The organism is Gammaproteobacteria bacterium, assembly GCA_029881255.1.
In the GTDB taxonomy this organism is placed as follows: domain Bacteria; phylum Pseudomonadota; class Gammaproteobacteria; order S012-40; family S012-40; genus JAOUMY01.
The window spans coordinates 135,849-149,077 of record JAOUMY010000003.1; the positions used below are offsets into that span (position 1 = coordinate 135,849).

11 protein-coding genes are annotated in these 13,229 nt (G+C 48.4%); 3 read left to right on the forward strand and 8 right to left on the reverse strand.

What is annotated here, in order from left to right; all coding sequences use genetic code 11:
* Window positions 1–64 precede the first annotated feature (64 nt).
* Genes OEZ43_08005 through pseB form a run of 4 tightly spaced genes read right to left on the reverse strand, consistent with a single transcriptional unit; the run spans window position 65 to window position 4,351 of the window.
* A complete protein-coding gene (locus tag OEZ43_08005) occupies window positions 65–1,165 on the reverse strand; it encodes an NTP transferase domain-containing protein (protein ID MDH5545519.1) in 1,101 nt (366 codons plus the stop codon).
* Between the two features lies 1 nt (window position 1,166).
* Entirely contained in the window at window positions 1,167–2,198 is a 1,032-nt protein-coding gene (locus tag OEZ43_08010) for a glycoside hydrolase (protein ID MDH5545520.1), read from the reverse strand.
* Between the two features lie 9 nt (window positions 2,199–2,207).
* Window positions 2,208–3,344, reverse strand: coding sequence for a UDP-4-amino-4,6-dideoxy-N-acetyl-beta-L-altrosamine transaminase (pseC, locus tag OEZ43_08015; protein MDH5545521.1), 1,137 nt, complete (start codon window positions 3,342–3,344; stop codon window positions 2,208–2,210).
* Window positions 3,345–3,352: 8 nt separating this feature from the next.
* Window positions 3,353–4,351: a UDP-N-acetylglucosamine 4,6-dehydratase (inverting) gene (pseB, locus tag OEZ43_08020; protein ID MDH5545522.1), complete on the reverse strand. Its 999-nt coding sequence runs from the start codon at window positions 4,349–4,351 to the stop codon at window positions 3,353–3,355.
* A 126-nt stretch (window positions 4,352–4,477) separates the two neighbouring features.
* On the opposite strand from pseB, the gene OEZ43_08025 reads away from it, so the two are divergent.
* Entirely contained in the window at window positions 4,478–6,568 is a 2,091-nt protein-coding gene (locus OEZ43_08025) for a tetratricopeptide repeat protein (GenBank protein MDH5545523.1), read from the forward strand.
* A gap of 82 nt (window positions 6,569–6,650) precedes the next feature.
* Entirely contained in the window at window positions 6,651–7,520 is an 870-nt protein-coding gene (locus OEZ43_08030) for a sulfotransferase (GenBank protein ID MDH5545524.1), read from the forward strand.
* Between the two features lie 112 nt (window positions 7,521–7,632).
* On the opposite strand, the gene OEZ43_08035 is transcribed toward OEZ43_08030, so the two are convergent.
* Window positions 7,633–8,640 (reverse strand): hypothetical protein, encoded by a 1,008-nt coding sequence (locus tag OEZ43_08035; GenBank protein MDH5545525.1) that lies wholly within the window; start codon window positions 8,638–8,640, stop codon window positions 7,633–7,635.
* Window positions 8,641–8,901: 261 nt separating this feature from the next.
* Between OEZ43_08035 and OEZ43_08040 the strand changes: the two genes are divergently transcribed.
* Window positions 8,902–10,365, forward strand: a complete 1,464-nt coding sequence (locus tag OEZ43_08040) for a sulfotransferase (protein MDH5545526.1) — start codon at window positions 8,902–8,904, stop codon at window positions 10,363–10,365.
* Here the strand turns inward: OEZ43_08040 and fliT are convergent.
* The 3 genes from fliT to fliD are packed head-to-tail and all read right to left on the reverse strand — an operon-like array spanning window position 10,347 to window position 13,179.
* Window positions 10,347–10,655: a flagellar protein FliT gene (gene fliT, locus OEZ43_08045; protein ID MDH5545527.1), complete on the reverse strand. Its 309-nt coding sequence runs from the start codon at window positions 10,653–10,655 to the stop codon at window positions 10,347–10,349. The two genes, OEZ43_08040 and fliT, sit on opposite strands and share 19 nt — an antisense overlap.
* 13 nt (window positions 10,656–10,668) lie before the next feature.
* Window positions 10,669–11,127: a flagellar export chaperone FliS gene (gene fliS / locus OEZ43_08050; protein MDH5545528.1), complete on the reverse strand. Its 459-nt coding sequence runs from the start codon at window positions 11,125–11,127 to the stop codon at window positions 10,669–10,671.
* 33 nt (window positions 11,128–11,160) lie between these two features.
* Window positions 11,161–13,179 carry a flagellar filament capping protein FliD gene (fliD, locus tag OEZ43_08055; GenBank protein MDH5545529.1) on the reverse strand — a complete coding sequence of 673 codons (2,019 nt, stop codon included), beginning with the start codon at window positions 13,177–13,179 and terminating at the stop codon, window positions 11,161–11,163.
* Window positions 13,180–13,229: the final 50 nt, after the last annotated feature.

Consider the following 13,229-nt stretch of genomic DNA (forward strand, 5'->3'; position numbering starts at 1 on the left):
CTTTGTCATCGACAAAGCGCTCTCTAAGCCTTTGCGGCGCTTCGATGAGAGCGCATATTCAACACTATGTAAAATCCAAATTCTGCAGGTCTTCGCATTTAACTATCTTTCCGTCTTCGCTCCCACCGGTAACTAAGCGCTGGTCAGAATTTTCACCAAACACACCAACATAGCGATACGGTGATAACAATACCTTCAATGTCTGCGGATTGGGTTGCAGCAATTTAGCTTGAATTCCGTCAATTTTGATTCGTTCAAGCGTATCCGCATCAAATGAAATAATTTCCACCCCAACGCCGATTTGGTTGATCAAACTCTCCACAAATACATTCAAACGGCGCCTGACATTGTCACTGGATATCGCATCTTTACCCAAAAATATTGCGACCGTACACGACACATCTTCGAGACTTTTTTGCCGAACATTACGATTAGTGTCCAAGACACCAGGATGAGACAAGGCCAGTTCTATTACATTGGCGAGATTATACTCCAGCGACTTTTCCTTGAGCACAGAATAGAGCGCCTTGTGAAAGGCCAGATCCGCAGGGGTATCAATAGAGATTCGGTGTTGTAATTGATAGAAGATAGCGTCATCTGCAATATGCGCCACACCATAGTCACGGAAAAGATCAGGCTTCTTCCAAATGGCCGGAAACTGATGTTCACGCAGCTCCGCAGTATCAGAGAGTCTATCCGCTTTATTCCACACCTCGAAAACGGAAACCAGAACGCCCTCATGTATCGGACGTCTGTTGTTCAGGCGCGAAAACGACGCAATACCAACATCAGGACTATTTTTTATCGCACTGATCAGACGACTAATACTGCTAGAACTCAACAGGGGACAATCACCGCTCGCAAGTACGCATATCTCTGCCTCATAGATTTTCGCAGCAGAAACCAGTCTTCCAACAACATCATTTTCATTGCCATCGTATAAAAAAAGATTGACGCTTTCGCCATCGGCAAATCCATTCAATACCTGGCTGGCGTTAGTATTAGGAGCGCAAATAACAATGTCATCGAACTGATTTACATCTTTCAGTCGCTTGATAACCCAGGACAATAGACTGTGATCCCCGATCATTTCAAAGTGCTTACCGGGCAAACGAGTTGAATTCAATCTAACGGGCACAAAGGCGACAGTTTTTCGAGCCGACAAGCTAGCCCCCTAACTCAAAACGAAACCCTTCTATCCATGGGAACGCTTCGTCGTCATCCATGTAAGCGGCAGAAAACAATTTCCCGTCGGGGGCAATGAGTGCGTCAGCATAGCCACCGTTATACAAATTCTCATACTCGGCCAATACACATATACGTTTCCACACACCGTCACAATATTCCGCCGCTGAAATCGCAGGCTGGTGATTATCGAGATCGCGGTAGAGTAACACGGGCCTGTCACCGCCTTTAATCAATACCGGAGAGTGTCCGTGCAGACCGGTCTCCTGTACGGGTAGCCAATCAGTCATACCTGATTCAGAGATCGCAAAATAAAGCGGATTGGGTTTAGCTTCGGCACGGATCACTGCAATCCACTTACCGTTGCTCATCTGCACGAAGGTATTTTCATTCAGATATTTCTTGAGTGCATCGGAGTGAACGATTACTGATTTGATGTACCAACTATTTCCTCTATCCTGCGACCCAAGTATTACTGGCGAATGCATGATATCGCCCTCAACTGTAGCGTAGCTCGACATAAGCCACTCTCCTGTGTCGATAAGCCTCACATGCCCGTAGACCGCTGCTACCAATACGCCACCGTTGCGACGATCTATCAGGGAGTTGATAGGCCGACGATTTAAAATGAGCGGACTTTTACCGTGTGTAGCTTCGTCGAGTCGAGAAGCATCAAAAATGCTGATATAGGGAACGTTTTCCTGATTGTTTCGATAATGCCTGGAAACCAGAACGCACTGTCCGTCGAACGGGCCACTCAGTATTGCGTCAAGATCATTGGGAAGCGTATGTGTTTGATTAAAGAAAACGGGTACACGTTGCCAGCGATTCTCCGTCCCACCGTCACCGAAATAAAAATAGATTTTGCCACCATCTCCATGCGGGGTTTTCGAAGGCGTGACACCCTGTCGGCACGCCATCCAGATTCTGTCGCCATGGCAAATCAAGGTAGGAAAAGCGGAATAGCGACCACTTTTTTTAGGCTCGATGGAAAACTGTCTTTCGACTTTCATCGTGTGTTTTCACTGACTCCGCAAACTATCTACCAGTCCCAAAATCGTTTCGATTACACGCTGCACATCGGCATTAGTCATTGCCGGAAAGATCGGCAAACTGATAATTTGCCGAGACACCTGCTCCGCAACCACGCAATTCGCCGCTGGATACATCTCTTTGTAAAAGGGCTGCAGGTGGACCGGAAAATAGTGAACATTGACACCAATCTGCGCTTTGCGCAATTGCGCAAACAGTTCATCGCGATCAAGTTCACCATCGCTAATGCTTATGATATAGAGGTGCCAGGCATGACCTATCTCGCTTACCGTTGACAGCGGCGCAATACCGAAAACAGTGGAAAAAACCTCATTGTAGATCTGTGCAATCTCTCGTCGTCTGTCGATAAAGTGTTTGAGTTTAGATAGCTGACTCAGCCCAAGAGCAGCATGAATATCACTCATACGATAGTTATAACCCGGCGCATGCATTTCGTAATACCAGTTATTCGACAATTCGCGCTGTTGACTGTCTCGCGACATGCCATGATTGCGAAACCGGCGCGAAAATTCTGCCAGCGATTTGTTGTTTGTGACCAACATTCCACCCTCACCACAGGCAATAGCCTTGACGGGATGAAAGCTGAAAACGGTGATATCGGCCAGGGTTCCCACCGGCCTTCCTTTGTAGCTTGCACCCAGTGAATGACAGGCATCGGCAACAAGAATCAAATTGTGTCTATCGGCTATTTTACGCAGCGCGTCATAGTCACAAGCTTGTCCGGCGAAATCCATGGCAATAATGGCGCGAGTGCGAGCGCTAATTCGTTGTTCAACGCTAGCGGTATCAAGCAACAAAGTGTCCGCATCGACATCCGCGAATACCGGCGTTCCTCCCTGATACACAACACAGTTCGCGGTAGCGAGAAAAGTCATCGTCGGAACGATAACCTCGTCACCAGGACCAATACCAATACTGGCCATCGCGCAATGTAAAGCGGCGGTGCCACTACTTACAGCGATGGCGTATTCCGCACCACAAAACTTTGCAATAGCATCCTCAAACTGCGAAACCTTCGGTCCGGTCGTTAACCAGGGTGAGCGCAATGTTTCTACAACGGCATCGATATCCTGCTGATCAATCGTCTGACGTCCGTAAGGCAACATAGGCGTTTTCAGAACCCCATTTGAGAGATCATGCGACGCAATTGGTCGACGTCCAGCCAGTCCTCGTTTTTTTCGCTGCTGTATTCAAATCCATTTGGACAACAGGTGCCACCTTTCCGGGCAGCCTTTTCCTTGCGTTCATTTTTTGGATCGATATAGGTGGGGTATATGATAAAGCGGTCTTGCAGTTCAATGGTGTAACGGGCGTCATCACGCGCCACCATCACTTCGTGTAATTTCTCACCCGGTCGAATACCGACGACGTTCAGTTCACACTCCGGCGCAACTGCGTGAGCTAGATCGGTGATTCTTACACTGGGTATCTTGGGCACGAAAATCTCGCCACCTTCCATACCTGTCATACAATCAAGTACAAACTCAACAGCCTCATCCAGGCTAATCCAGAAGCGTGTCATTTCCGGATCAGTAATGGTCAGCGCGCCAGTTTGCTTTTGACGCATAAACAAGGGCACCACGCTACCGCGACTGGCGACAACATTGCCATATCGCACCACGGCAAAGCGCGTTTTCTTTGTACCGCGATAATTATTCGCCGCGACAAACATCTTGTCCGCACACAGCTTGCTCGCACCGTATAGATTAATGGGATTGGCGGCCTTGTCTGTGCTCAGATTGATCACCGTGCTGACATTGCAGTCCAGCGCAGCCTCAATAACATTGGCGGAACCGTTGATATTGGTCTTGATCGCTTCAAAGGGATTGTATTCACAGGTGTCAACCTGCTTAAGGGCGGCAGCATGAATCACCACGTCTACTTGATCGAAGGCGCGATAAAGACGGTTCTGATCACGCACATCACCAATAAAATAACGAATATAGGGAAATTCTGACTTGGGAAAGCGCGCCGCCATCTCCGATTGTTTGAGCTCGTCACGACTGAAGATGATTAACTTGCGCGGACGAAATCGCTGAGTCACGATTTCGACGAATTTTTGACCAAACGACCCGGTTCCCCCGGTCACCAAAACTACTTTGTCATTTAGCATTCGGGTTTACGCCTTCCTTTTACTCAGTGATAGCGTCAGGCATAAAGTACCACACATTAACCGTATGGCGACATTTTTTAAACGCGAGCAAGCACTTCACTGGTCGAGAAATTGCTACTGAGGTTTATGCGCCATATTCCAAACACCCATGCCAGCGGAGATCTGTTTCAGAAGGCCGTAGACCGATTTCGTCAGGGAGATCTGGAGCAGGCTCGTGGCCTGTGTGAAAAATTGTTGCGCACACAGCCGAGCAACGTCCAAACGCTTCAGCTCTATGGCACTGTCTTGTATTTCGGCAAGACTCTGGACCAGGCCGCAACCGTCCTGCAAAAAGCCGTGAAGCTTCACGACAATAGCCCGGAAACACATAACACGCTCGGATGTGTCTATAAAGACAGCAACAGTGCAGAACTCGCTGAACAACATTTAAAACACGCCTTAGCACTGCGCCCAAATTACGCTGCGGCAATGCTGAATCTCTCAATACTCTACATACAGACTAAGCGCCTAGCTGAGGCGATTGAATCGCTGAAGACGCTGGTTGGGCAAGAACCTCAGCACGCCAAGGCCAACTATCTGCTTGGCCAGTGCTTTCTGGATGGTGGTTTGTTACAAAACGCCATACACCACTTTCGAATCTGCTGGTCACTCTCGCCGCAGGACATCGACTTGAGCGCAAAGCTAGCAAGCCTTTACTTACACCAACGCATGTTTAACGATGCACGCAACGTCCTTGAACAAAGCAGTAGATATGCGCCTCAGGCCTTTCCCCTATTATTGCAATGGGGAAACCTGCATCTCGAAGAAGGTCGCCTGGACGAAGCAGAACATTTGTATAAGCGCCTGCTAAAAGAGAATGACAATAGCGAAATACTGCTCAACAATCTCGGTGTTATCGCCGAAAAGCGCGAACAATACGAGCAGGCAAACGACTATTACCTGCGTTCGCTTGCAATCAAACCCGAATCGACGCTTACCTTGGTCAACCTCGGAAGAGTTGCCTGGCGGAAAAATGAATACCGCGCAGGACGACAGTGGTGTGAAAAGGCGCTGCAACTTGCCCCAAATGATGTGGGAGCGAAGCTGTGTCTGGCCAACATCACCGAGTCAGAATCAGACATCTCCGGCGCTGAACAAATATTGCGCACCCTTATTGAACAGGATGGCGACAACTTCAAGGCCTGGTATAACCTCGGGAATCTGCTGCAACGACGCGGAGACCTGGTTCACGCGGCGCAATGCTATCGAGCAACGTCACGCTTGAATCCCACCTATGCCGATGCATCACTCAATCTCGGAATTGCATTATTAACTATGGGCCAGTTCGAGGAAGGCTGGCACCACTACTTTCACCGCCTGCGATTTCCGCCAGACGGTATTTGCCTGAGCCCGATTGGTCAACAGGCATCATATACCGGAAAAAAAATATTGCTGCTGCGCGCGCAAGGGATAGGAGACGAAATTCTGTTTCTGCGCTATGCCACGCTACTTGCCGAACAGGGAGCAACACTCACTTACTGCCCAAATAAAAAGCTACGCGCAATTATTGAGCGTTTACCGTTTATTGACTCGGTGCAAGATGAGAACAACCCCGATCAGCGAGGCCATGACTTTACATTTATGGTCGATGATTTACCTTTGATAACCGGCTGCACCTCGAAAGATGACATGCCATCGCCGATCACATTTCAACCGTTGCCAGACAAAATCGTCCAAATCAAACACCGCCTACTACCATACCAGGATGGCAAACCTATCGTCGGCCTGACCTGGCGCGCAGGCGCCCGAAAGGCAAACACCGGCTTCGAAAACGCACGCGTACTCAGCAAACAAATTGAATTGGAAAAATTCGCAGCGATGGTTCACGGCTTAGACGCGCACTTCCTCATTCTTCAACGTGATGTGGAAACCCAGGAACTTTCCACATTGGCAGAATTACTCACTGTACCTGTTCACGATTTTTCAGACCTAAACGATGATCTGGAAGGAATGATCGCACTACTCGCGCAACTCGACGACTATATCGGCGTGAGCAATACCAATATGCACTTGATGACAGCAATAGGCGGCAGCGCACAGGTTTTGGTTCTCTTTCCACCGGATTGGCGTTGGATGTATAGCGGCGATAGCACGCCCTGGTGTCCCGGTTTTCACATTCTTCGCCAGTCGCCCGAAGGGGAGTGGCCCGCGCTTTTTCCACTGGGACACAAACACTGACCCATTTAACGGCGCATTTTTTGTACGGTATGAATCACGACCAACGTCGCTTTAGCCTACACCACCGAACTGGTAAGACTGAATGACCATACACCAACCAATCTACATAGTCGGCATGCATCGCTCAGGCACGTCTATGCTTACCCGTTTGCTGGAGCGGGCGGGACTCTTTGTCGGATACAATAAAGAGGGCAACAACGAAGCGATTTTTTTTCTCCAGCTGAATGAGTGGATGTTACGGCAGGCCAATGCCAGCTGGGATAATCCGTACAACTTTCAATTTATCAACCAAGAGCTCGAGGAATATTTCGTTGAGGTACTGCAAGCACAATTAAGGGCAAATGCGCCTGCGGCTTTTTTAGGCCCTAATCTGGCAACACAACACCCGGATCTACACCAATTGTCGTTCAGCTGGGGCTGGAAAGACCCGAGAAACTGCATCACTTTACACATCTGGAAACGAATTTTCCCTGATATGAAGGTGTTAAACATCTATCGCAATCCCATCGACATCGCCTATAGCTTGCACAAACGTGAGCTCAGCTACGCACAGCGTATGGAAGCGAGCCTGGTCGCTCATCCCGGTAAGGTTGCCACTGGCGAATTCAAACGCCACCGATCTCCGCGGGTTTTTCATCTGCATGAGGGCGTAAAACTGTGGAAAGAATATTTACAACAGGTCGACAAACAGCGCGGGCTATTTTCTAGTGCTGACTGGCGCGACGTACACTATGAAGAATTCCTGCAGAACCCCGTTGGGACGCTAACAGACCTGGTGCAATTTTGCGGCATGGATAACACGGTTATTGATATCGCTGAGTTGGCGAAAGACGTCAAGCAAGAACGGCGTTATGCCTTTACTCAGAACCCGTCACTAACAGCACTCTACAATGAGGTTCGCACCGACCCGCTGATACAATCGCTTGGATATGGAGATATCCCACTGGAATAACTCGGACAAAAGGTGCACATTGCTGAGGATCGAGGCAACAACATCGGAAAGTCTTTATCGGTAAAGTCAAATGGCGATAATTGACATCTCTTGTTTCGAGTTATAAAAAACGTCAGGCATTTTTTTTCAGGGCTTCACAGACTCTCATCCAGTGCCCAGCGATCACTGCAGGTGAATGATGTTCCTGAATGAAACTCTGGGCATCGCGAATTCGCGTCGACAGGTTCGCTACATTTTCCCGCATATCTTCCAGACCACGTGTGATACTTTCACCCACATACATCCACTGTGCAAACGGCTGATAGGCAGGTACGGGATGCGCCACGACGAAACGCCCTGCCCAGGCAGATTCGATTAGCCGATTCGGACTCTTAACCGCACGACGTTCATCAGCGGTACTTGGAATTATGACGGCGTGACAGGCGTGCATTTGTCTGGGCATAGTATCCAGACTCCACTTTACAAAAGTCATACGCAGCCCGCTGGTGGTGTGCGAATGAAAATCATGTATCGCTTTTTCCAGTCCCTTAATTGGCGAGGTCACTACACTCAGTTCCACGCGACTATCGCGGGCAAAAGTCTCCAGCTCCGGAATCACTGATAGCAATGAGTCTATATTGGTATGACTGCCGAACCATAGAAGATTCAAGGGTTCGTCAATGCGAGAAAGCGCTTCGCCGCGTACACCTTCGTACGGATCGGAAATGACTTGAATCGGCACTTCACTATATTTTGCGGCAATTCTTGCCATTTCAGGCGTTGACGCCACAATAAGATCGGCATGTTGCGCCATGTAACGATAAAACTCACTTTTGTTGCGTTCAAAGTGATTGTCACACAGGTCAAAAACGACGGATACACCCGCTTTTTTTACTCGGTTGAGCAAGCTCTTTGCGACCTTGTTAAAGGTCTTGCCGAAGATCACCACATCTGCGTGATTTATCTGTTCAAAAGAATGCTCAGTGGTGTTCTGATCAATATTCAGTAATTCGATTTGTGCACCGCGTGTTGACATCTCCATCGCGGGAATCGTCATCCGATATCGCGCACTGGCAAGATCGGAGTACGGCTTTCCATCAACGATGCTTATGTTTCCAGATGATAACCAGGCAATGTTCATTTGCAGTATCTCAACACATCATTTGTACCCAACTGTTTCCGCCTTTTTTCAATACTGAAATTTCACTACTAGCCATCCTACTCCAGTCAGCATTCATGCCAGGGCTGACGATTTATAAGCGCTATTCGCTGGTATTATCTGCAATGCTCTCTAAAAGCCGGCGCGATAGCCCGGTCAAGATTTGCCGCTGAGTTGTCGATAACTTCCCCAGATGTATTGGAATCTGGATAGCAATAATTCAGTGCAACAGGCGGCAAGAAAGTGAACGTTCACACTCTACTCAAGGAAGCGGTAAAGGCGCACAAACAACGGAACCTCGCGGAAGCCGAGCAGTTGTACAAACGCGTGCTTGCCATAGAGCCCAATAATGTCGATGCCACACATTATCTGGCGCTCATCGCCCAAGAGGTAGATCGGCACGATATTGCCGTTCAGTTGCTTGAAAAAGCACTTTCCTTTGCGAAAAATGATGCGAATATTCGATACAATCTGGCGCTATCACTACAAAAGCTTGAGCGCTTTGAAGATGCTCGTCATCACTACTACGAAGCGATCAAACTCAATCCCTCGCTTTCTGTTGCCTACAACAATCTTGGCGTTATTTATCAGCAGGAAGGCTTGCACGACAAAGCCAGCGCGCTATTTCAAAAAGCGATTAGCCTGGACTCAGGTTTCGCCGATGCCTATTTCAATCTCGCGCAAAGCAAGCGTTTTAGTGGCAGCCCTGAGATTGCGACAGAGATTGAAAATCTACTTAAACAGAATGATCTTAAGCAAAACGAGGCGATCGCCTGTCACTTTGCCCTGGGAAAAATATATGACGATTTACAATTATATACCCAGGCTTTCGAACATTATCGTGAAGGTAATGACTTAAAGAACCAGGGATTCAACATCGAGGCATATCGCAAGTATGTCTACACCATCGAAAGCGTTTTCGACGCAGAATTACTGGCGCGCAGCAATCGCAATCATACGGCGATTGGCGAGCTGATATTCGTCCTCGGCATGCCCAGGTCGGGCACTACCTTAGTCGAACAAATCATAGGCGCCCATCCCAAAGTCACGACTGGTGGCGAAATGGGGATAATTGGTAACTTTATCGATGAGATCGACCAGATAGTGGATGCCGCTGAACCCTATCCACAATGTATTGCTGAATTGTCCAACGAAAAAATTCGCGAACTATCCGATCGGGTACTTATCGAGTTGGAACGCCGCCGCCCAGGATTTCTGGTTTTGACAGACAAAACGCCCGTAAACTTTCTGCATGTCGGACTGATACATTTATTATTTCCAAAAAGCCGTATCATTCATTGCACACGCAACCCTCTGGACACATGTCTGTCTTGTTACTTTCAGAATTTCAATCGTCGCCATCATTACAGCAGCGACCTGAAAACACTCGGCCAGTTTTATCGTTTGCACGAGCATCTACTTGAACACTGGAAAAACCTGTTGCCCGATCGCATACTCAGCGTCAACTACGAACAGCTGGTAAGTCACGGCGAGGAAGAGATACGCCGCATCATCGACCATTGCGGACTTGACTGGTCCGAGCAATGCCTGCATTTCGACAAGAACGCCAATAGTGTACGCACCGCAAGTAACTGGCAGGTCAGACAGCCTTTGTATAAGCGCTCAGTCAATCGTTGGGAAAACTACCGGGAATTTCTCGGGGAGTTGTTTGAAGGCCTGGATTTGGATCAAAAGCTGTTACTGTAAGACGATACGGCTTTCTTACCCGTAGCCATACGCTGGCTTTCAGCGCGATGAGTTTCTCTGGCGCGCTGTCCCATTTGCAGAATAATCGCATTCAGCTCAGTCAACAGCTGTAGCTTTTGCCGAATCTGCTCCTGTTCAAACTCGCTCAACGAATCCATAGAAAAATCGGGAAGAATATTTTGTCTTTGTTGTTCTAATGACTCGACTTGTTCCCATTCACCTACGGTTGCCATTTGCAGCATTTCATGGCTTAGCGTAAGCAAGGTATCGAGTTTCTGTTGACTGTCCATGTGACACCACCTGTTACACTGCGCCTGTCACACCCGGTGAATCACCGGCCTGTTCCTCGGCAAGTCCCGCCTGAGCCTGTTGCTGGCTATCAATCTGCATCCAGGCCTCTTTAATCGTATTGATCAAACTGGTAACTTCGTCGAGCTTGCGCACATCATTTTCGGCATTGGCCAATACCAGTGTCCGTTCCATGTAGTCATACAGCGCCTCAAGATTGCTTGCAATGTCACCACCTTTTTCAAAATCCAGACTTGCGCGCAGTCCGCCTACGATCGAAATAGCCCAGCTGATAAAGTTTCCCTTCTGTGAGATATCGCCCCTTTCCATATGCCCTTTGGCATTGGCAATTTTATCTAGTGCGCCTTCAAGCAACATCAGGATTAGCCGATGCGGGCTGGCATAGGCCGTACCCGAGTGGGCGCCAACCTTACCGTATGCTTTGATCGCACTATGGGCTTTTGGGGAACTCATATAACAACTCCTCTATACGACATCCTGGCTACATTATGACTTCTTTGGACCTGGCAAATTCTTCAACTGATTCTCGAGATAGGTTCCCGTCGTATTCAGCTGTGCTACCAATGCGTCCATCGTACTAAACTTTAATAAATAACGTTTCTCCAGGTCGGACAGCCTGGTTAGCAAGGTTGATCGATCACTGTTAATTGTATCAATCTGTTCATTGAATATCTGGCTGCGCGAGGCAATTATGCCATCCGAATCCAGATAACTGTCGAGCAAATCATCCAATGCAGAGAACACACCGGTTATATTCTTTACTCGGTCGCTATAGGTTGCCGTCGCGCCGATATAGTCGACTTCCATATCTTTAAAAAGGTTTCCAGTACCTGTAAGAGTACGCCCGCTACCAGTCGCACTTTCACCGCCTATGGTGCCTTGCACATTGGTGCCAGACTGTATGGCGGAAACCGCAAAACCCAGGTTCAAATACTGCAGTTGTGCGTCAGTAATTTCCACTGATGAGGTACTGCCCCATTCATTAGACGTTATGCTGAACTGACTGCTCACAGCGTCAAAATTTACAGTGACAGATGACTTTTGGCTACTCGCCTGTAATGCACTATTTATTGCCGTTTGCAGTTGCGTTGCAATATCGGCTTCGGATAAACCGGCACCAATAATGTTATCTATCGTGATTTCCAGACCACCATCGACTCTCAACTTCAAAATATCCGAAGCTGTCATGGTATACGGACCAGCTGCCGCCACGCCCGAGGTATACGCACCATGGGTTGCCGCTGCGGTAATATCGATGGCGATGTATTCTGAAGAAATATTTGGCGGTGTATAACCGAACTCCAGATTATTGGCCAGTTTGCCATCTTTCGTACCGGCAAGACCACCGGCAAAAAGATTCCGCACCTCATCCAGGTCTGACGACAACGCAGTAGACAACTTGGAGGAGTCTAAGCTAAGCGTTCCATCTTCGTTTGTGGTAATACCGACCGATGCAAACGAATTATAGGTCACACTCGGATCATAAAAACTGGAAACACTGGTATTCAAGACACCGCGAATTCGGCTTTCAATTCCACGCAACACCGAATCACCAATGAACATGCCCGACTCTTTGGATTCAGAATCGTAGTAAGTCAAATCTTTTAGCAAAGTGGACAACTCATTGAAGGCGTCGACAAAGCTTCCTACCTGTGTCGCCAGTGTTGCCGTGCTGGCGGAAATGCGTAGTGTCGATACGGTTCCTGATTCCGCTTTTTTAAGATTAAGCGTAACGCCTTCGATGGCACCAGAGATTGTATCGGTATCGCTACTAACGGTAACCCCGTCTATGATTGCAACAGCGTCTTGAGCTGCCAAGGATTCCGTCATGTGCTGCGTGCCAGTCGGATCATAAGTCAACATAGAGAGTCCGTTGGCATCCGTGTCATTACCATCCGAATCGCCACTCACCGCGATGCGCATGCTATTTGCCGCGCCGCTCTCGGAATTCAAGGTTAACTGATATCCACTGCCATTATAGATAACACTAGCGGTAATGCCGATATCCGCATCGTTTATCGCATCTTTGATGCCATTCAATGTACCGTCAGTAATATTGATCGTTGCCTGGCGCGAAGCATCAGGTGTATAGGTCGGACCAGCGGTCAATTCACCAAAATCTATGGTCAATGTACCGGTACCAACCACCGCGCTGGTATCAGCAACTTCGGCAGCCACCAGGCTCTGTGCCTGAGAAAGACTTTCCACCTGAATGGAGTGGGCGCCAATTGCCGCTTTGGTCGTTGCCGAGGCGGTAAAAAGTGTTTCATTGGTAGAGGTAGCGTTCAACTTGCTGTAAGAGGAGGCTAATTTGAGGCTTAAATAAGATGACTGGAAACTGGACAAGGCACTCTTTACAGTTGCCATTGCACCGATCTTGGCCTGGAGTTGTGTCTCCTTTCTGTCCAGACGCAACTGCTTGGCGCTGCCTTCGGCAGCAACCAATTGGCCTACAAGTCCTTGAATATCAAGACCTGAGCCTACGCCTAATGACGAAATTGCCATAATAGTTCTCCTCTACCTTCTCAGTATCGGCCATGGCCGTACCAAGATTG